This is a genomic window from Flammeovirga agarivorans (genome assembly GCF_012641475.1).
GTDB lineage: Bacteria > Bacteroidota > Bacteroidia > Cytophagales > Flammeovirgaceae > Flammeovirga > Flammeovirga agarivorans.
Genome location: NZ_JABAIL010000012.1, coordinates 176660 through 197293, shown reverse-complemented (window position 1 = coordinate 197293; position 20634 = coordinate 176660). Strand labels below are relative to the sequence as shown.

Genomic DNA, 20634 nt, shown 5'->3' with positions numbered 1-20634 from the left:
GCAGTTAAGCCCTACAGTGCTGATGGTACTGGGTTAACCCCCGGGAGAGTAAGTCGGCGCCACATTCATTAGATATAGAAGGTTAGTTAACACAAGATGTTGGCTAACCTTTTTTTTATATCTATATTTAATATATAAATAAGGAACAGCTGCTTTGTTCCATTTAATCTCTCTTTTAATCAATCCTTTAACTAAATGTTACTAAAACTAACGTACAATTACTTCTTGGAGAAGAAACGTCAAGTTTATGATATTCCAAGTGTAGTAACTTCATTCTTTTTGGTGCTATTGCTTCTATATTTTTCCGCCATAACAGTTCTTATGGGGGTTTTTATTGAAAAAATAATAACTAAGGAGTTCCCAGATCTAGATGTTTTAAGCGTACTTAATAAGTATATATTTTACTATGTACTTGGAGACCTTTTAGTAAGGTCGATTTTAGAAAGTACGACAAAGTTCAACTTGAAGCCATACTTGTACTTACCAATTAAAAAATCAACTCTATTGGTATTTCTTCAAGTGAGATCTTTATTTACTTTCTTCAATTATTTCCCCTTTTTGTTTTTGATATCCGTTTGTATTGGATCAGGAGTAGATAAAAGTTCATTGATTATTTGGTTAGTTGTTATGACTCTTCAACTATTTATCAACACGTCACTGTCATATAATTTTGGTAAGACAATCGGGAAAAGGTTTTGGAGTTGGGTCTTGATAATGGCAGTGTTATCGGGTGTTTTGTATTTGGATTTTAAGCAATACATTTTCTTATCAGATTATTACCAAGTAATCGTAGATAAAGTTATAGCGATGCCTTTGCTATTAATAATTCCTGTAATCATTTATTGTGCTGTTTTTGCGATCACACATCAATTGTTAAAGAAAAAACTGTATTTGGATGATGAAACAAATTCGACTTCCTATTCATCTTTTGACCTTGGTAATTTCATTCAAGGAGATTCGCAACTTTGGACCTTTATTGTTTATGAATCAAAAATGATTCTCAGGAACAAGAGAATGCGTCAGTCTTTAATCATGTCTGTTGTATTTATTTTGTATCCATTCTTCACCATTTTTGATAAGAATTCTGGGGATATTCAATTGTTCTTCTTCTCATTTTTTCCTGCAACGATGATTCCTTCAACCTTTGGGCAATTTATGTTCGCATGGGAAGGTTCATACTTTAGTTTTATCAGAACTCAACCTTTTACGATGAAAGAATACGTAAAAGCGAAATATCTGATGTATGCAGGCTTAACAACGCTTGTTGTATTGCCTTTAAGTTTAATCTATTTAGCCATTAAGCCAATTGTAACAGTCATGATTTGTGTAGGCTATTTCTATAGTGTAGGAGTCAATCTTTTACTAATGATGTTTTTAGCCACTTACAATGAGAAGAAGGTAGATTTAGATCAACAGAATGCATTTAATTTTCAAGGAGTGCAAGCAAAACACATGCTGATGGTTTTCCCGATATTAATGGGAGTTCTCATCATATTTGGTGGGTTTTATTATCTCATTTCGTTAAAAGCTGCACTTATTTCTATCGTAGTGATTGGAGTGTTGGGAATGCTGGTACATCGACCGTTAATCAATTTAGTTACTGATAACTTGATTGAAAAAAGATATAAAATGACTGAAGGATTTAAAAATAGCTAAGATTATGATACAAGTAGAAAAACTGACTAAAGTATATAAAACAAAGACAGCACTCTCATTAGATAACTTATCAATACAGCCCCAAGAAATTATTGGATTAGTTGGTAATAATGGAGCTGGAAAAACAACATTTTTAAGTTTATTATTAGACCTGATAGAAGCATCTGAAGGCAAAGTTGAAATCAAAGAGGAAGATGTTTCCAAAACAGAAGATTGGAAAAAATTTACAGGTTCTTTTTTAGACGATACCTTCCTAGTTCCATTTATGACATCTTATGAGTATTTAGAGTTTGTAGCTAAGTTACATGGTTGGAATAAGGGTGATTTGGAAGATTTCTTAGAGCAAACAAAAAACTTCTATGGCGAAGATTTTATTTCTGGCAAGAAGTTAATCAAAGATCTATCCAAAGGAAATAAAAATAAGACGGGTATTTTAGGTGCTTTAATCGGTAACCCTGATCTATTAATTTTAGATGAGCCCTTTGCAAATCTAGATCCTACTTCTCAACAATGGTTACGTATGAAAATACAAAAATTAGCAGAAGAAGGTGTAACAGCTATTGTTTCAAGTCACGATTTACAACACGTTACTGGGATAAGTACAAGGATCGTTATGTTAGAAAATGGTGAAGTTGTGAAAGATGTTGAGAATTCAGATTCAACACTAGAGGAGTTAGAAAAGTATTTTGGAGATAAAATCTCAGAAGATTTGATATAAAACTTAAAATGTTGATAACTTTTCAAAATCACACTTGGTAAACAACGGTAATCTTGAAAAGTTATCAACATTCTTGTTAGTTGTGAATACTTATCAACAGGTTATGCTGATAATTTCCAACGATTATGACTCCATAACCATAAATAAGGTTGTTGATTGATATTTTCTTCAAGGGCTTTGGAGTATTTTTCAATAACTGAATGCTTCTGAGATTCTCTTGGCGATTCATCTAACAATATAAATTGGGTCTCATAGACTCCCCTTTTTACTTTAATACATTGTGGATAAATAACAGCACAGTTGTTTTTATTGGATATCACATCTGCTCCCATTAAGAATGCCGTTTCTCTATGAAGAAAGTGTGTCCAATATCTTGAAGATTTGTGACTAGGGCTTTGGTCACCAATAATTAAATTAAAGGTTAATTTCTTCTCTGCTTTCAACTTTAATAGTGTCTTATACCCATTTTGAGAAGGAATACATAAAACCCCCAATCTACTTCTAATTAATTTCATCAACTCATCAAAGTATTTATTTGAAAGTGGTTGATAGAATGCCGTTACTTGATGATCTAGAAATAATGGTAAAAAAGTACACCACTCCCAATTTCCTAAATGAGCGGAGTACAACACAATATTTTTATTTTGATGATAGAGTTCTTGAATTAGTTCTGGATTTTTTATTTTAAATCGTTTTTCGATTTCCCGTTTATTCATGGTTAGCGTTTTGATACTCTCGAACATTATATCACAGAAGTGATGATAAAATCGTTTTTCGATTTCTCTTATTTCTCGATATTTCTTTTCAGGAAATGATTTGATTAAATTATCCATCACAATGTCTCTTCTGTATTGAAATACTTTAAAGATAAATACGTACAGAATGTCAGAAAAAATATAAAGAACATTGATAGGGAGAAGGGATAATAAATAAAAAGGAGAAAACTTTAGCTTATTCATTGTTTTAGTAAAGTTAAGTGGTTTGATGTTAAGTTCACATTAGAGACAAATGAAACAAGATTTACCCCTATCTTTAAATAAGATTTTTTTTAACTTTTAAACTGTACTCCAATTCATCGTATTAGTTATTCATTGAATGATCAGCTTATTCTAGGCAAAGTTCAATTTCGACCTCCATATAAGGTGCAGTCACCTTTAGATAATCAAGCTCGATTAATTTATGTTTATCGAGGTAAATCAAAAATCATTTCATCTACAGATTTAATTCATATCAATGGTGGAGATATGTTGTTGATGAGATGTGGACAATTTGTAAATCATTGGTTGGAGAACAATGAGGAAGAGCCTTATGAGGTAATTGCTTTTCAGTTATTGCCTAATGTATTGCAGGATGTTTACAACAATGAATTGCCCATTGAATTACAATCTTTGAAAAATGAAGTAGAAGTGCCTCCTCTAATCAAAATATCTTCGAATAAGACTATTGATCATTTTTTTGAGGGGTTAAGGTTTAATATTGAAAATAAGAAACTGATGACAGATGAATATTTGAAGATAAAAGTACGAGAACTAATTAGTATTCTTATTTCTATTGATACTTCAGAGTTTAACTTTTTTTTAGGACAACTATTTCAATCTAAAGCTTATCAATTCCAAGAGGTAATAAATAAAAATCTCTTTGAAAATTTGAAGCTTGAAGACTTTGCTTTTTTATCAGGTATGAGTCTTTCTACTTTTCAGAGGAAGTTTAAGGAGATTTATAATATGACTCCCAAAAAATATATTGTAGGTAAACGGTTAGAAAAAGCCGAAGGACTGCTGAAAACTACTTCACTTAGAATATCCGATATAGCTTATGATTGTGGATTTGAAGATATAGCACATTTTTCTAAGTCTTTTTCAGCTATGTATAAATCATCGCCAAGAGATTACAGAAATAGCATTGACTAGTTTTGACAAGTTTTTGAAAAGATATCACAAGAGATAGGGAATAGGATAAGGTAGCTTTGTATATATCAATAATTCAACTAATTATGAAAATTAAAAGCATTATTCTTATGTCAGTTATCTCTATGTTATTCTCATTCAAAAATGCATCTGCTCAAAAAGTAAAAAGGACACATACTTTCTCAATTGAAAGAGTGATCCCGTCATCGGCGGAAAAAGTATGGAATGTTGTTGGGAATGAATTTGCAGATGTATCAAAATACCATGCAGGGATTGTCAAATCTGAATTAATTAATGGGAGTACTAAAAGTGAGATAGGGTGTGAGCGAGTTTGTCAATTGGACGACAAAGGGAAAAAACTAGTGAGGGAGGAGCTGGTAGAGTTCGATGAGCAAACTATGTATTTTAAAGCTAAGGTTTTCGATGGTGAAGGAGTACCTACAGTACCAGAATATACTTTTGCGGAATATGAAGTAAAGCCTATTGATGAAGAGCGTTGTAAATTAATTATCACACAAACATATAGAACTAAACCTGCTTTTATTGGAGGAATTGTAAAAGGAAAGTTTAAGCAATACACTAAAGAGCAAATGATTTTTATTGAGCATTATGTACTGACTGGTGAGGCAGTGAGCAAAGAAAATCAAAAAGAAATCATAGGTAAATATCAATAAGGTCTTTTGGCTTGATGGAAATACTCAATAAATGCAGATAATTTATTGAGTATTTTTTTATCCATTCTTCATGTTATGAAGAAGGTTGAATGTCTTGTTGATTTCCCTTTTTTCAATAACAATAGAGAATTCATGTTTGGTAGAGATAAATTCCACTACGTTAATTTTATTCCAGGCTAAAGTCTTCAAAATAAAATAAAAAACACCGGGAGCATCCTTGTCATAAGACATTGGCATCCTCATGGTAACAGCGGCAAGTTCTTGTATTTCTGTCAGCTTTTCTTCTTTCAGAAACAGTTCTCTTACTTTAGGGGCAAAAGATTTACTGGTAATTATATTGGTTTCATGCATTCCTTTAGAAGAGGCATGAAATAGGTCACTACTATTGCCTTGTACAAGTTCCAATAAGTTTTTTTGGCAACTAATCAGTGTTGGAGAGTTCTTATAAGCAAAATCGACAAGATCCGAACGGACGAGAATATCACCCATATGTCGAATGTATTCCTTTGCTTGTTCCTCCATTCTCGAAGGTTCAATTTTATGGGCCATTCTTTTTAAAGCCATTACAATAGCTCCTTCTTGGATCTCTTTATCCATTAATACATTTACCTCAGGGTTCATTTTTCTAGCCAATGCACTGTAATTGACAATGCCTTCTGAAATTCCTTCCTGAAGAAATGGTGATTTATTGATTAGATCCGCGATCGTTTCTGCTAAAGTCATTTTTAAAAATATAACGCCAAAAATTCTCTTAAAATTAAGCCCTAAAACCTTATGATAAAAGTCGCTTTAAAATTCGATCTGTGATCTTTTCCCAATTATGATAAGCATAGAACGAATTCGGAGTAGGTACTTTCTCTTTTCGGGATAGTTTTATGATTTCATCACTAAACGCTTGTGCATCTTGATCAGGGATCACTTTTATTTTTTCTCCTAATGTAGAAGTGTTTACTCCATAACTACCACTTTTGTAAGAAATTGCCGTAGCACCTAATGAAAGGGATTCCATGAGTTTGATTTTTACACCTCCACCAATCCAAATAGGATTAAGCATTAAATCCGTTCCTTTAATATATAAATCAAGACTATCTACAAAACCTAACCAAGTGATATCCTTTGAAGAAGAGATATAGTTACTTTCTTTTTCTGATAACCCTTTCCCTGCAAGAAATAAGTGAAATTTAAAGTCTGTGTTTTTTCTTAAAATAGGAATGATTTCATATAACAAATTTTCTAATCCTTTTTGATTAGGAGCATAATCCATCGGACCAAAATAAAACAGAGTAGTTATATCATCATTTAAGTGATGTTCTTTATAAAGCTGTTTTTTATTATCAGGAATATCTAAAGGAAATTGGTTAACAGAAGTACCGTATGGCATATCGATACATTTATTTGGATCAATGTTCATAGAATCCATAGCAAACTGTTTATCTTCATTTGAAATGAAAAGAACCTGATCAGCGTTTTTGTAGGTGAACGTTTCTAGTGCTTTCATAAGTGGCCACCAGATCTTTCCCATACTCTTAAATCTCATGAATTCAATATTATGAGAGAAGATAAGAAGTTTTACTCCTAAAATTCTAGCAACAGGGATCATCAATAACCCCATAAAGGGTTGATTTAATAAAATATGTGTAGCTTTGAGCCGTTTTGCAGATTTATATATTTTCCAACCGACAAAAGGATTTATATATTTTGTAATTTTGTCGGCGAATACTTTTTCCACTTGAAAAGGAATGTCCAATTCAGGGTTGTTTGTGGTTGTAATACAAGTCAGTTCTGTTTTTTTGGAAATTTCTTCACAGACATGATAACAAGCTTTATGACCTCCATTTGTTGGAGGAAGAAAACGATAAGGCTCAATAACTATAAACATAACGTGAAGTAAGAAAAAGTATTGATAACTTTGCAAGTATCGTAGTAATAATACGCTTTAAAAACTTATAATTATATCATTATGAAATTGGCAATTGGTGGTGACCACGCTGGTTACGAGTATAAGAAGGCAATCATTGAACATTTAGAAAAAAATGGTCATGAAGTGAAAGATTTTGGTCCTTTCTCTGCTGAGTCTTGTGATTATCCAGACTATGTTCACCCGTTGGCAGAAGCTGTTGAAAATGGTGAAGCTGAATTTGGTATTACTATTTGTGGTAGTGGTATCGGAGTTTCAATGGTAGCAAACAAACACCAAGGTGTAAGATGTGGATTATGCTGGGAACCTGTCTTAGCACAATTAACACGTCAACATAATAATGCAAATGTATTATCAATGCCTGCTCGTTTTATTTCTTTAGTAAGAGCTATTGAAATTGTAGATACTTTCATCTCTACAGAGTTTGAAGGAGGACGTCATCAAAATAGAGTAGATAAGATTGCTTTATAATTAAACCTAAAGAGAAAATTTTAAGATGATTCAAAGAGTTCAATCAATTTTCCTTTTCTTGATTACAGTAGCGATGACTGCTGTAATTTTTGCTCCAATTTGGGCAGGACAAGGAGAAGGAGTAACAGCAACTTTAACAGCAACTGAATTAACGATCGATAAAGGAACAGAAGGTGATGCGATCAATACAATCGCTATTGCTATCGTTTCAGGTTTATCTGCAGTTGTTGCTTTATTTTCATTGATTTCATTCAACGATAGAATGAAACAAGTGAAAATTAATTTATTGAATGCTGTTTTGATTTTTGCAGTGATCGGTTTAAACATGTACTATGGGTACATGCAAGGAACAGAGATCGTTGGAGAAAACAATGGTAAGTTCGAAATCGGATTCTTCTTACCTGTATTTGCGATTGTATTTAATTCGATGGCAAATAGGTTTATCCAAAGAGATGAGAAAAAAGTAAGAGATTCTATTAGCGGTCGTTTAAGAGACTAAAGAGAGTTTCTCATAATAAAAGAAGAGGTAAGATAGATTATTAAAATCCGTCTTACCTCTTTTTATTTGTTTTAAGTGATAGAATCACTTTAGAATTATCAATTCCTAGATTTCGAATGAACGAACTGTTTCATCGATTTTTAAAGTACCTTCGTTATATTCTTTAACGAATTTCTCGATGACCTCATCAGTTACTTCAGCAACATGAAGACAGATGTCGATTGGAGTACCATTTCCTTCATCATCTTCAGGACGTTCTTCAACAAATTCACCTACATCGTAAGTGTCGTCTTTTGATAAAGTTACAATAGCTTCATCAACAGCATCCATGTGAGGACCATCCATTGTATCGAAGTCAGCATCAGCGAACTTTGGATTCTCGTTGATAACATGTTGAACAGCTTCTTCATGAAGTTTCATCACATATTCCATTTCTAAAGTATATAGGAAAGCATCCATTACTTTTTCTTCACCACCTTTAGTACTGATGAATTGGAATTGTGCTTGACTATCGTCGTTCTCTTCTGGTGAAGAGTAAACAAATGATTTACCAGCTGCCTGACAAGCTGACTTTACGTTGTTTAATAATTTTGAGCTCATGTATTATATGAATATCAATATTTTAAGTGTCGCAAAGTTAAGATAATAATTGGTTTAAAGGTATTCTTGTATAGCATCAGTTGAAATTGTTGACCATTGTTTAATATTTTCTTTAAATGACGTAAAACTCTCGTAAACTCTTTTTGCAAATTCATCCGATTCTATAAGGTCTTGAATAACGATGTCTGCATTCTTCTTCAATTCTTTCATTACGTCTTCGGGGAATGGTAAAATGATATTTTTTCCTTCTTTTTGAATCTTTTCTAGGTATTCAGTATTGAACTTTTCAAATTCAGACATCATACTACCATTATATTTCAAAGATACCGTTTTTATTAACTCTTGAAGATCTTCAGGTAATTTATCATAGGCTTCTTTATTACATACTAACTCTAAAGTAGCAGATGGTTCATGCCAACCAGGGTAGTAGTAATATTTGGCAATTTTATTAAATCCCATTAGGTAGTCATGGTAAGGTCCAATCCATTCCGTAGCATCAATTACACCCCGTTCTAGGTTGGTGTAAATTTCTCCTCCAGGAACAGTAACAGAAGTACCTCCAGCTTTGGTAAATACTTTTCCTCCTAATCCAGGGATACGCATCTTAATACCTTTAAGGTCTTCAACTGTGTTTAATTTTTTATTGAACCAGCCTCCCATTTGTACTCCAGTGTTTCCACAAGGAAAAGGTTCCAAACCAATTTTATTATATAGTTCTTTCCAAAGTTCATTTCCGCCACCATATAATAGCCAAGCATTTTGTTGTCTTGTATTCATACCAAATGGTGTTGCTGTGAAAAATACTGAAGCAGGAATTTTACCAGCCCAATAGTATGCAGCTCCATGCATCATTTGTACTCCGCCCAATTGTACTGCGTCGAAACATTCTAGTGCAGGTACTAATTCACCAGCTCCATATACTTTAATATTAAGACGCCCATGGGATAACTCTTTTAGTTCTTTGGCTAGATTATTAACACCTTCTCCTAGAATAGGAAAGTTCGGAGGCCAAACTGTCACACATTTCCAATTATATATTTTTTCTTTCTTCTTACTTTTTGTGCTTTCAGAATTTTGTGCTTTACCACATGACGACAAAGCTGCAGTGGATGCTAATGCCGCTCCACTTACTTTTGTAAACTGTTTGATAAAATGTCTTCTGTTTTTCTTGGGAGTAGACATAGTTAAGAAAGTATGTTAATGTAAAAGTCAGTTTATAGTAAATTGAGTCTATCACTTTAAAAAGTACTCAATTTTATAGTGTTTTCATTTTGAATGAGATACAAAAATCCACTTTTCAGTATAATGATAGCTATAATGTCTGATAAATGTTAATAACATTAACCTATCTGACTGTTTTTAAGTGATATATAAATAAAAATTTGGCAAGTAAAATAATATGCTTACCTTTGCAAGCCGTTTGGAAGCTGTACACTATTGTTTAAGCTCCATGAAAGACACCAGATTGAAGGACCAGACGGGGAGTTCAAGATGAGTTTTTCTAACATGAGTGAGATAGTGATGAGTTGATATTCAGGCGTTAAATTAATTAATTTTTAAAGTAAAGAACAATGCCAGGACTTATTGCAAAAAAAGTCGGTATGACTAGTATTTTTGATGAAAACGGCAAGAACATCGCTTGTACGTTGATTCAAACTGGTCCTAACGTTGTGACTCAGGTTAAGACGGTAGAATCTGATGGCTATACAGCTATTCAGGTGGGCTTCGACGAGAAAAAGGAGAAGCGTACGTCCGCTGCTATGAAAGGTCACTTCTCAAAAGCTGGTACCACACCAAAACGTAAAGTGGTAGAATTCCGTAACCCAGTTATGGAAAGAGCTCTAGGAGATGTATTGAAAATGGACGAAATCTTCGCTGAAGGTGAATTCGTAGACATCGTAGGTACTTCTAAAGGTAAAGGTTTCCAAGGTGTAGTTAAGAGACACAACTTCGGTGGTGTAGGTCAAGCTACTCACGGTCAACATAACCGTTTAAGAGCTCCAGGTGCGATTGGTGCATGTGCAACTCCATCACGTGTATTCAAAGGTCTTCGTATGGCTGGACGTACTGGTGGTAAGCGTGTTAAAGTGATGAACTTACGCGTTATGAAAATGTACCCAGAAGACGGTTTAATCCTTGTTTCTGGTGCAATTCCAGGTGCTAAAAATTCTTACGTAATCCTTGAAAAGTAATCAGTAGATGGAAATCGCAGTATTGAACTCAAAAGGCGTTGAGACTGGTAAAGTTGATTTACCAGAAGCAGTATTTGGTATCGAGCCAAATGATCATGCTATCTATCTTGACGTAAAAGCGTATTTGGCGGCACAACGTCAAGGTACGCATAAAGCAAAAGAGCGTGCGGAGATCGTAGGATCTACTCGTAAGCTTAAAAAGCAAAAAGGTACAGGTACAGCTCGTTCGGGCTCTATCAAATCACCTGTTTTCAGAGGTGGTGGACGTATCTTTGGCCCACGTCCAAGAAATTACCGTCAAGACGTTAACAGAAAAGTTAAACAATTGGCTCGTAAGTCGGCGTTGGCATACAAAGCAAAAGAAAGCAATGTAACAGTTTTGGAGACTTTATCTTTTGATGCTCCACAAACAAAAGCGTACAAAGAGGTTCTTTCTAACTTAAACTTATCAGACGTTAAAACTCTTCTAGTATTAGGTGAGCAAAATGATAACGTTTATAAGTCAGCTAGAAACTTACCAAAAGCAAACGTAGTAGTTGTTGATTCATTAAACACTTACGAAGTATTGCACGCTGATAAGTTAATCATTGCTCAAGACGCAGTTGAAAAATTTTCTAACCTTTAAGCCTTAAAATAATGCAAGTATTAGTAAAACCTATCTTGACAGAAAAGGCTGCACTTGCTCACGAAGGTGGTGTTTACACTTTCGTTGTGGCTAAAGGAGCTAACAAGGTTCAGATCAAACAAGCTGTAGAAGCTAAGTATGGTGTGAATGTGGAAGCAGTTCGTACTGCTATCCTTCCAGGTAAATCAAAAACTCGTTACACTAAAGCGGCTGTTATTAACGGTCACACATCGTCTTTCAAAAAAGCGATGGTAAAAGTAGCTGAGGGTGAGATTATCGACATCTACGAAGGTCTATAGGATCTGATCTTATAATTGAAAGTATCTCGTTCAGAGTCTTCGGACTCTGAACATTGGTATAAGTTTAACCAATTTGCTGTGTATAGATGTGCTAGGAAAACCTATCTAGTGATCTGTAAGAGCAAATACGAAAGTTTGAAAAATGGCTGTTAAAAAGTTAAAGCCCACAACTCCGGGACAGCGATTCAGAATCGCTCCTACTTTCGAGGAAATCACGAAAAGTACACCAGAGAAGTCACTGACAGTTGGTAAGCACCGTTCTGGTGGTCGTAACAACTCAGGTAAAATGACTGTACGTAACAGAGGTGGTGGACACAAGCGTCGTCTTCGTGTTATCGACTTCAAGCGTAACAAGCATGGCGTTCCTGGTATCGTGAAATCTATCGAGTACGATCCAAACCGTACTGCTCGTATTGCCTTAATCTACTATGTAGATGGTGCTAAGACGTATATCGTAGCTCCAGAAGGATTACAAGTTGGACAGACTATCTTGTCTGGACCAGGTGTAGCTCCAGAAGTAGGTAATACACTTCCATTGTCTGAGATCCCTGTAGGTTCTATCATTCATAACGTTGAGTTAAAACCAGGTAAAGGTGCTGCTATGGTACGTTCTGCTGGTGCTTATGCTCAATTGTTAGGTCGTACTGGTAGATACGCTACAATTAAATTACCTTCAGGCGAAACTAGATTAGTACTTTTAGAGTGCTACGCTACAATCGGTACTGTATCAAACGGCGATCACATGAACGTACGTTTAGGTAAAGCAGGTAGAAAGCGTTGGTTAGGTCGTAGACCACGTGTTAGAGGTGTTGCAATGAACCCAGTTGATCACCCTATGGGTGGTGGTGAAGGTAAATCTTCAGGAGGTCACCCTCGCTCTCGTACTGGTGTTTACGCTAAAGGTCAGAAAACACGTAATACTAAGAAGTATTCAAGTAAACTAATCGTTTCAAGAAGAAAGAAGTAATTTAAGTTATGGCAAGATCGCTAAAGAAAGGACCTTATATCGATTTTCGTTTAGTTAAGAAAATCGACGCAGCTAATGAGTCTGGGAAAAAGTCTGTTATTAAGACTTGGTCACGTAGATCTATGATCTCTCCAGATTTCATCGGTCATACATTTGCTGTACATAATGGAAATAAATTCATCCCTGTTTATGTTACTGAAAACATGGTAGGCCATAAATTAGGTGAATTCGCTCCAACTCGTACATACAAGGGTCACATCAACAAAAAAGATAAAGGCAGAAAATAATGGAAGCAGTAGCAAAACTTAACAATTGCCCTATCGCTCCACGCAAGATGATGCTTGTAGCGGACGCAGTAAGAGGTGTGCAAGTTATTGATGCACTGAATACACTCCGTTATGCTCAAAAAGCTGGTGCTCCTCTAGTAGAAAAGTTAATTCTTTCTGCTGTGGCAAACTGGGAAAACAAAAATCCTGACGAGTCTGTAGAAGATGCAGATTTATATGTGAAATCAATCTTTGTAACTGGTGGTCGCCAATTAAAGCGTTTCCGTCCAGCTCCACAAGGTAGAGCTCACAGAATCCGTAAGCGTTCAAACCATGTAACAGTGGTAGTAGACGCTCGTAACACAAGCCTTATCGACGTAGTCGCTGAGGGTACAGAATCAAACGAGTCAGACAACTAAAATAAGTTTTTCCCATGGGACAAAAAATTAATCCAATTGGTCTTCGTTTAGGCTATATCAGAGGATGGGAGTCTAGCTGGTATGGTGGAAAAGATTTCTCTGACAAATTAGTCGAGGATAACAAGATCAGAAAATATATCGCAGTTCGTCTTCCGAACCCACGTGCAGGTATTTCTCGTGTAGTTATCGAGCGTACTATCAAGCGTGTTACTTTAACTATTCACACGGCTCGTCCAGGTGTAGTTATTGGTAAAGCTGGTGCAGAGGTTGATAAAATCAAGGAAGAATTAAAGCGTTTAACTGGTAAGGATGTTCAAATCAACATCTCTGAAGTTAAGCGTCCTGAAACTGATGCGAAATTAATCGGTGAGTCAATCGCTCAACAATTGAAAAGCCGTGTATCTTACCGTCGTGCGATGAAGCAAGCAATTGCTAACGCTGTTCGTCACGGTGCTCAAGGTATCAAAGTAAAGCTTTCTGGTCGTTTGGGTGGTGCTGAAATGGCTCGTACTGAACTTTACAAAGAAGGTCGTATTCCATTGCATACATTACGTGCGGACATCGACTACGCTTTATCTGAAGCTCTTACAGTATATGGTATTATTGGTATCAAAGTTTGGGTATTCAAAGGTGAAGTATTAGGTAAGAGAGACCTTTCTCCTCAAGCTGAAACTGGACGTCGTGATAACCGTAGAGGTAACGACAGAGGTAACAAGCGTGGCGACCGTCGTAGAGGTGGCCGTGGTGGCAGAAAAGGTGGTGGAAACAAAGGTGGTAACGCTAAAGCGTAATTACCTAAGTTAAATTACCAAGCCGACAGGTGGACCCAAGTAGTTTTAAACTACTTGGGTCTTTTTTTATTCTGAAATTAATATACTAATCATTAAATTGACAAAGGATTATCATATAAACTAAGCCTCTTTTTTAAGATTTGTTCTTACATCAAACTTTAATTTTAATAGACATTTATTCTGTATTCATAGAAAATAATTATAGAATAAAATTTGGGTAAAATTGATTGATATTATACTTTATTCTGTTTTAAGTATTCACAACATAACAAGTGATAATATTTAACATTTGCTTGACTAAATTCTTGTAGCATAAGCAGATAAGTATTTTATTGCGGCTTCATTTGTTTCTGATCTAACATTAAACTTCTTCAGAGCAATGATTATGATAACTCATTGTAATTATTATCACACGATTGAATTATAACACAACTATATGGCGGGGGTAACAGACAGTAGCCGAGGTGGCTTCTCAAACAAAATCGGATTTATACTAGCAGCAGCAGGTTCAGCAGTAGGTTTAGGTAATATATGGAAGTTCCCCTTTGAAGTAGCAGATGGAGGAGGTGGTGCATTTGTAATGATGTATTTATGCTTCTGTTTTCTTTTATGTTTTCCGGTGATGATGGCAGAAATTGCTATTGGTAGAAAAACTAATAAAAATGCAGTAGGTGCATTTAGTGCCAACGGACATAAAAATTGGTCTTGGGTTGGTAAAATGGGTGTCTTATCAGGGGCCTTAATATTATCATTTTATAATGTAGTAGCCGGTTGGGCTTTAGGATTTGCCATAGAGATGTTCTCTGGCAATTTTGAATTAGGAAAAAACTTTGGAGACTTTGTAGGTAACTGGCAATTGAACTTGTCGTTCTCTACAGTATTTATGTTTCTAACAATATATATCGTAATGAAAGGTGTTTCTGGTGGTATTGAAAAAGCATCAAAAATATTAATGCCTTCATTATTGTTTTTAATCCTGTCTTTAATGGGATATGCCTTAACTCAAGATGGTGCTTGGAGTGGGGTAGAATTCTATTTAATCCCAGATTTTTCTGAAATCACTTTTGAAGTAGCTTTTTCAGCGATGGGACAGGCTTTCTTCTCTTTATCATTGGGTATGGGTGCATTGATTACTTATGGTTCTTATGTGGGAAAGAAAGATAATATCGCCCAGTCAACAGCAATGATTTTATTGACTGACGTGGGCATTGCCTTTATTGCAGGCTTAATGATGTTTGCGTTTATCTACTCACAAGGACTACAAGGTTCTGGTGGTGGAGCAGGCTTAATTTTTACAGTTCTTCCAAGTGCATTTGAATCGTTAGGACCATTGCTAGGTAGAATTATCGGAGGTTCATTCTTTGTACTTTTATCTTTTGCTGCCTTAACTTCAACTGTATCTTTATTGGAGGTGCCTGTAGCTTATGTTGTAGATGAGTTTGAAATTCGTCGTAACAGAGCTGTATGGTTAGTTGGAGGTGTTGTTTTTGCTTTAGGTATTCCATCGATGTTAGGTAATGGTACGGTAGACTTCTTTACTAATTTTATGACTTATAGTAGTGGTAAAACAGTATCGTTTATGGACTTCATTGAAAACCTAGCATCAGATACTTTCTTACCATTAGGTGGATTCTTTATTTCTATCTATACAGCATGGATTTGGAGAGGAGATAATTTCAAAAAAGAAGTAGAACAAGGTAATCCAGGATTTAGCAAATCGTTTATTGGAAACTATACGATTTTTGCCTTAAAGTATATGGCACCAATTATTTTAGGAGCGATTACTATTGTAACAATATTCAATAAGTTTTTAGGGATTGATCTTTTAGCAGGACTATAAAATGCTTAAGATTGATTTATAAATATATACGAAAGAGGATATCAAAATTTGGTATCCTTTTTTATTTGATAATCTAACTTTGACTTTAATGTGATACTTAAGAATCTCTTAGTATCATAATGAAATAAATAAAGACTGGTCTTTAAGATTAGTAGAATCGTTAAAATTGATCTACTTTTTTATGATTTTCAATCATTTCGAAAAAATTAAATGTTTTAATTCCTACGATTTACTAATTTTGCGGCTGAATTTTTGAAAAAAGATCATTATTAAGATGGCTAAACAAGATAAAGAGAATATGTTCCAAAAGGTCGTATCTCATGCAAAAGAATATGGTTTTGTATTTCCTTCATCAGAAATCTATGGAGGTCTTCAGGCAGTATACGACTATGGATCAAATGGTGTTGAATTAAGAAACAACATTAAAAAGTATTGGTGGGCTTCAATGGTGCAAATGCACGAAAACATTGTAGGTCTAGATGCCTCTATCTTTATGGATCCTAAAGTATGGAAAGCTTCTGGTCACGTAGACGCTTTTAATGATCCTTTAGTTGATAATAAAGATTCTAAGAAAAGATATAGAGCAGACGTTCTTATTGAAGATTTAATGGCTAAGTATGGAGCTAAAATCGAAAAAGAAGTAACTAAAGCTCAAAAGAAATTTGGAGATGCTTTTGATAAAGAGCAATTCCTTGCTACTAACCCTAATGTTTTAAGAAACCAGAAGAAAATCGACGAGATCGAAGCAAAATTTAAAATTGCTTTAGAGAACGAAGATATGGAAGGGTTAAAAACGATTATTGAAGAAAACAATATCGTTTGTCCTATTTCTGGAACTTGTAATTGGACAGATGTACGTCAGTTCAATTTAATGTTCTCTACAGAACTAGGTGCAGTAGCAGGGGACTCTAACAAAGTTTACCTTCGTCCTGAAACAGCACAAGGTATCTTTGTGAACTACTTGAATGTAATGAATACGTCAAGACAACGTCCTCCTTTCGGTATTGCTCAAATTGGTAAAGCATTCCGTAATGAGATCGTTGCTCGTCAGTTTATCTTCCGTATGCGTGAATTTGAGCAAATGGAGATGCAATTCTTTGTTCAGCCAGGTACTGAGATGAAATGGTATGAGTTCTGGAAAGAGACTCGTATGAAGTTCCACACTATTGTTGGTAACCCTGACAATTATGTATTCCATGACCATTTAAAAACAGCTCACTATGCAAATGCAGCTGTAGATATCGAATTTAAATTCCCATTTGGTCAAAAAGAATTAGAAGGTATCCATTCAAGAACTGATTTTGATTTATCTGCTCACCAAGAGTTATCAGGTAAGAAACTTCAGTATTTTGATCATGAATTAGGTAAGAATGTCGTACCATATGTAGTAGAAACTTCAGTTGGTTTAGACCGTATGTTCTTATCAATCTTGACAGGTGCTTTCACTGAGGAAGAAGTTGATGGTAAGACAAGAACTTACTTGAAATTCCACCCAGGTTTAGCACCAATCAAAGCTGCTGTATTCCCATTAACGAAGAAGGATGGTCTTCCTGAAAAGGCAAGAGAAGTAATGAACGAAGTGAAATTTGATCACAACGTATCTTACGAAGAAAAAGATGCTATTGGTAAGCGTTATACTCGTCAGGATCTAATTGGTACTCCTTACTGTGTGACTGTAGATCATCAAACTCTAGAAGATAATACTGTAACGGTAAGAGAGCGTGATACTACTGAGCAGTTTAGATTACCTATTAGTGAATTGAAGGCATTCCTAGACAAAAATTGTTCATTAACAAGCCTGTTAAAGCAATTAGTTTAAGGAACTAAATTTGTATATTTAAGCTCAAGTGCTCCAAAAAGTGTTTGAGCTTTTTTTATAATTGTCATTTTTTAGAATGAGAACAAACTACGTAAAATTTATTGTAATTCTATCTATATTATTTTCAACTGCTTGTCAGACGACTAGTCAGTATACTTATCAGAAAAGAGTAGAGAGAAGGAATCAAAAATTAATAGCAGAAAACGGAGGTAGTAATTCTGCACCATCTAATAATAACAGCTCAGAAACTGGAGGTAAGAAAAGAAAAAATGTAGAAGATAAGATACCACCAGGAAAAAAATTATCGGTTCAAGAATACGTAGATATGTATAAAAAGTATGCGATAGAATCGATGCATCATAAAAAAGTACCAGCGAGTATTACACTAGCTCAAGGTGTATTGGAGTCAGGTATTGGTAATAGTAAATTGGCTAGAGCTACAAATAATCATTTTGGTATAAAATGCGGTAGTAATTGGAATGGTGATACATTTGACCATGATGATGATAGACCTAACGAATGTTTTAGGGTATATGATTCTGTATTAGATTCTTATGAAGATCATGGAAACTTCTTAAGAAAAAGTAGATATGCCCCATTATTTGAATTAAAAATAACAGACTATAAAGGTTGGGCTAAAGGACTTAGAAAATGTGGTTATGCTACAGACTCAAAATATCCTTCTAAGTTAATCAGTATTATAGAACAATATCGTTTATACGAATACGATAGAAAATAATAAAATAACTCTCTCTTCAATCTTAATATCATTGTTTAACGGTTCTCTTACTAACACTTTTTGTGAAAAAACTATTGATTGAATTAATGGAAAGCTTATCTCTAAATAAGCATTCATTGATTAGTATACAGCTATTGCTCTTAATTATTTCATTTATATGCTTATTGATTTTCTACATTTCTATTTCCCGGCAAAATGAGGAGAATAATATGATTCAAAATATTCATTTATCCTCAATCAATAAAAAAGAAGTGAAGAAGATAGATCCTAATTTTTCAACAGCAAGAGATTGGAATAGTATAGGTATTCCTTATTACTTAGGGAATAAAATTGTACGTTATAGGCTTAAGTATGGTCGATTTTCAAATATATCAGACCTTGAAATTATTGATGGCATTGATAGTGCGGTTTTATCTAGAATCTCGGAGTACTTGGTAATTCATCCTTGTAAAAAAGATATTAATGAAAGACTTCTAGTTAAGAAAAAAAGTATCAGACCAACATCTCATGTAGTCATTCAGAAGTCCAAAAAAGTATTTACCCCTTTTCTTTTTGATCCTAATGATGCGACCGAAGAACTATTAGACAGTATTGGATTCACAGTTCGATTTACCAAGAATTTGTTAGCTTACCGTAGTAATGGAGGGAACTTTAGGGTAAAAAATGATCTTTTAAAATTATATGGGATAGATTCATTAAGTTTTTCAAAATGGAAAAAATTTATTGATTTACCTGATTCGTTAACCACGGAGAAAGAAAAAAAGATTCTTTTCAATTTAAACTTAGTTTCGGTCGATGAATTGAGACTAATAAATGGAGTTGGAAAAAAAACAGCTGAAAGAGTCGTAGATTTTAGAAGGAAATTAGGGGGTAGTTTTTATCACATGAATCAGTTGAAAGAGGTATTCTCATTAGATTCTACCCGTATAGAAAAACTATATGAACATACATTTATCACTCAAGAATCGATAATAAAGATAAATATCAATACATGCTCTTTTGAACAATTAGCAACGCACCCATATTTGTCTTATCGACAGGCAAGGTGGATTGTGAACTATAGAAAACAACATGGTAATTACTCAGAATTTAAGGATCTGTTAAAAATTAAGCCCCTTAAATGGGATGATTTAAAGAAGATATTGCCATATTTAGAGATTAAATGATTATCATGTCATATTATGTCGCGAATCTTCATCATAGCATTTCTAATCTGTATATCATTAAACACCTCATACTTAAAAGGTCAAAACCGAAAAATTGACCCTATAAACCTATTGACGAACACCAGAATATTATCTTCTCCAGAATTTGAAGGAAGAAGAACAAATACCAAAGGTGGATTTAAGGCTAGAGATTATGTAGCAAATATGTTCAATGAAATTGGTTTAAAACCTTTAAACCAGGGGAGCTTTATTCAACCTTTCAACTTTCATAATAGACTTTTCAATATCACAGCGAAAGGGTATAATGTTGTTGGGTATGTTGAAGGAACAGAATGGCAAAACCCTTCAGAAGGATGTTTACTAATCGGTGCTCATTATGATCATTTAGGTACTTTTGGAGGAAATATTTATTACGGAGCAGATGATAATGCTTCAGGTGTATCAGCTTTGTTTGAAATAGCGAGATCATTTGTAGAAAACCCACCACTATACCCAGTAGTCTTTCTCTCTTTTGATGCTGAAGAATTGAGTTGTACTGGTTCTCACTATTTTGTGAAATCTCAACTCTTACCCGTAGAAAGTATGTTTCTTTTTGTCAATATGGATATGATATCCATCAGCGATAAAAAAGAAATTATGGTAGCAGGTACTCATTATAATCATGAGTATAGAAAACTAATCCAAGAAAGTGCTTCGAAGGTACCTATGAAGGTGAAATTTGGACATGATAGAAGAAGAGATGATGGTCAAAATAATTGGGTATACTCTTCAGATCATGGAGAGTTTCATAAAGTAGGAGTCCCTTTTGTATACTTTGGTGTAGAGGAACATGAACATTACCATAGAACGACTGATACTTTCGATAATATTGACATTGGTTTCTTCGTTGAATCTAGCCAAATGATATTAAATTTCATGGATAAAGCCTCAAACAAAAAAAGCTTCCTACGTCTCCATAGAAAGCTTAATAAGTAGCTGTAAGGGAAGGATTCGAACCTTCACGGAGTGCTTAGCCTCTTGACAAATCGTGTATGCATCGCACGTTTAGTGGTCAACCCATTACCAAGT

General features: G+C 34.5%; 23 protein-coding genes. 18 read left to right on the top strand and 5 right to left on the bottom strand.

All coding sequences use genetic code 11. The annotated features are described in order from the left end of the window. The first annotated feature begins 195 nt into the window (after positions 1–195). Both HGP29_RS25370 and HGP29_RS25365 read left to right on the top strand, forming a co-directional pair. Positions 196–1656, top strand: a complete 1461-nt coding sequence (locus HGP29_RS25370) for a DUF5687 family protein (protein ID WP_168885260.1) — start codon at positions 196–198, stop codon at positions 1654–1656. Between the two features lie 4 nt (positions 1657–1660). Continuing rightward, positions 1661–2374: an ABC transporter ATP-binding protein gene (locus HGP29_RS25365; RefSeq protein WP_168885259.1), complete on the top strand. Its 714-nt coding sequence runs from the start codon at positions 1661–1663 to the stop codon at positions 2372–2374. Positions 2375–2475: 101 nt separating this feature from the next. Here the strand turns inward: HGP29_RS25365 and HGP29_RS25360 are convergent, their stop codons facing one another. Further along, entirely contained in the window at positions 2476–3333 is an 858-nt protein-coding gene (locus HGP29_RS25360; protein ID WP_168885258.1) for a lysophospholipid acyltransferase family protein, read from the bottom strand. Positions 3334–3516: 183 nt separating this feature from the next. On the opposite strand from HGP29_RS25360, the gene HGP29_RS29095 reads away from it, so the two are divergent. Both HGP29_RS29095 and HGP29_RS25350 read left to right on the top strand, forming a co-directional pair. Next, entirely contained in the window at positions 3517–4284 is a 768-nt protein-coding gene (locus HGP29_RS29095; RefSeq protein WP_168885257.1) for a helix-turn-helix domain-containing protein, read from the top strand. 83 nt (positions 4285–4367) lie between these two features. After that, entirely contained in the window at positions 4368–4955 is a 588-nt protein-coding gene (locus HGP29_RS25350; protein WP_168885256.1) for an SRPBCC family protein, read from the top strand. Between the two features lie 57 nt (positions 4956–5012). Here the strand turns inward: HGP29_RS25350 and HGP29_RS25345 are convergent, their stop codons facing one another. Next, entirely contained in the window at positions 5013–5678 is a 666-nt protein-coding gene (locus HGP29_RS25345) for a hypothetical protein (protein WP_168885255.1), read from the bottom strand. A 49-nt stretch (positions 5679–5727) separates the two neighbouring features. Continuing rightward, the gene (locus HGP29_RS25340) at positions 5728–6834 is read right to left on the bottom strand and encodes a glycosyltransferase family 4 protein (RefSeq protein WP_168885254.1); all 1107 of its coding nucleotides are present in this window, start codon (positions 6832–6834) and stop codon (positions 5728–5730) included. A 75-nt stretch (positions 6835–6909) separates the two neighbouring features. Between HGP29_RS25340 and rpiB the strand changes: the two genes are divergently transcribed. Next, a complete protein-coding gene (gene rpiB, locus HGP29_RS25335; protein WP_281615813.1) occupies positions 6910–7344 on the top strand; it encodes a ribose 5-phosphate isomerase B in 435 nt (144 codons plus the stop codon). Between the two features lie 25 nt (positions 7345–7369). Continuing rightward, positions 7370–7843: a DUF4293 domain-containing protein gene (locus HGP29_RS25330; protein WP_168885253.1), complete on the top strand. Its 474-nt coding sequence runs from the start codon at positions 7370–7372 to the stop codon at positions 7841–7843. A gap of 105 nt (positions 7844–7948) precedes the next feature. On the opposite strand, the gene HGP29_RS25325 is transcribed toward HGP29_RS25330, so the two are convergent. Further along, positions 7949–8443: a hypothetical protein gene (locus HGP29_RS25325; RefSeq protein WP_168885252.1), complete on the bottom strand. Its 495-nt coding sequence runs from the start codon at positions 8441–8443 to the stop codon at positions 7949–7951. A 54-nt stretch (positions 8444–8497) separates the two neighbouring features. Beyond that, positions 8498–9625 (bottom strand): TRAP transporter substrate-binding protein, encoded by a 1128-nt coding sequence (locus HGP29_RS25320; protein WP_168885251.1) that lies wholly within the window; start codon positions 9623–9625, stop codon positions 8498–8500. A 389-nt stretch (positions 9626–10014) separates the two neighbouring features. Between HGP29_RS25320 and rplC the strand changes: the two genes are divergently transcribed. The 12 genes from rplC (at position 10015) to HGP29_RS25260 (ending at position 20541) form a co-directional block, all read left to right on the top strand. Next, positions 10015–10635: a 50S ribosomal protein L3 gene (gene rplC / locus HGP29_RS25315; protein ID WP_168885250.1), complete on the top strand. Its 621-nt coding sequence runs from the start codon at positions 10015–10017 to the stop codon at positions 10633–10635. 7 nt (positions 10636–10642) lie between these two features. After that, positions 10643–11260: a 50S ribosomal protein L4 gene (gene rplD, locus HGP29_RS25310; protein WP_168885249.1), complete on the top strand. Its 618-nt coding sequence runs from the start codon at positions 10643–10645 to the stop codon at positions 11258–11260. 11 nt (positions 11261–11271) lie between these two features. Continuing rightward, positions 11272–11559: a 50S ribosomal protein L23 gene (gene rplW / locus HGP29_RS25305; protein ID WP_044229482.1), complete on the top strand. Its 288-nt coding sequence runs from the start codon at positions 11272–11274 to the stop codon at positions 11557–11559. A gap of 142 nt (positions 11560–11701) precedes the next feature. Beyond that, entirely contained in the window at positions 11702–12526 is an 825-nt protein-coding gene (gene rplB, locus HGP29_RS25300; RefSeq protein ID WP_168885248.1) for a 50S ribosomal protein L2, read from the top strand. Positions 12527–12534: 8 nt separating this feature from the next. Further along, entirely contained in the window at positions 12535–12813 is a 279-nt protein-coding gene (gene rpsS, locus HGP29_RS25295) for a 30S ribosomal protein S19 (RefSeq protein WP_066212191.1), read from the top strand. Continuing rightward, entirely contained in the window at positions 12813–13211 is a 399-nt protein-coding gene (gene rplV, locus HGP29_RS25290) for a 50S ribosomal protein L22 (protein WP_168885247.1), read from the top strand. The genes rpsS and rplV overlap by 1 nt, the downstream gene beginning before the upstream one ends. Before the next feature lie 14 nt (positions 13212–13225). After that, a complete protein-coding gene (gene rpsC / locus HGP29_RS25285; protein ID WP_168885246.1) occupies positions 13226–14002 on the top strand; it encodes a 30S ribosomal protein S3 in 777 nt (258 codons plus the stop codon). A gap of 436 nt (positions 14003–14438) precedes the next feature. Further along, positions 14439–15842: a sodium-dependent transporter gene (locus HGP29_RS25280; protein WP_168885245.1), complete on the top strand. Its 1404-nt coding sequence runs from the start codon at positions 14439–14441 to the stop codon at positions 15840–15842. Between the two features lie 274 nt (positions 15843–16116). Then, the gene (locus tag HGP29_RS25275; protein ID WP_168885244.1) at positions 16117–17661 is read left to right on the top strand and encodes a glycine--tRNA ligase; all 1545 of its coding nucleotides are present in this window, start codon (positions 16117–16119) and stop codon (positions 17659–17661) included. Positions 17662–17737: 76 nt separating this feature from the next. Then, the gene (locus tag HGP29_RS28935) at positions 17738–18400 is read left to right on the top strand and encodes a glycoside hydrolase family 73 protein (RefSeq protein WP_235958350.1); all 663 of its coding nucleotides are present in this window, start codon (positions 17738–17740) and stop codon (positions 18398–18400) included. Positions 18401–18609: 209 nt separating this feature from the next. Further along, positions 18610–19566, top strand: a complete 957-nt coding sequence (locus HGP29_RS25265; RefSeq protein WP_168885243.1) for a ComEA family DNA-binding protein — start codon at positions 18610–18612, stop codon at positions 19564–19566. Between the two features lie 111 nt (positions 19567–19677). After that, positions 19678–20541 carry a M28 family peptidase gene (locus HGP29_RS25260; protein WP_168885242.1) on the top strand — a complete coding sequence of 288 codons (864 nt, stop codon included), beginning with the start codon at positions 19678–19680 and terminating at the stop codon, positions 20539–20541. Positions 20542–20634: the final 93 nt, after the last annotated feature.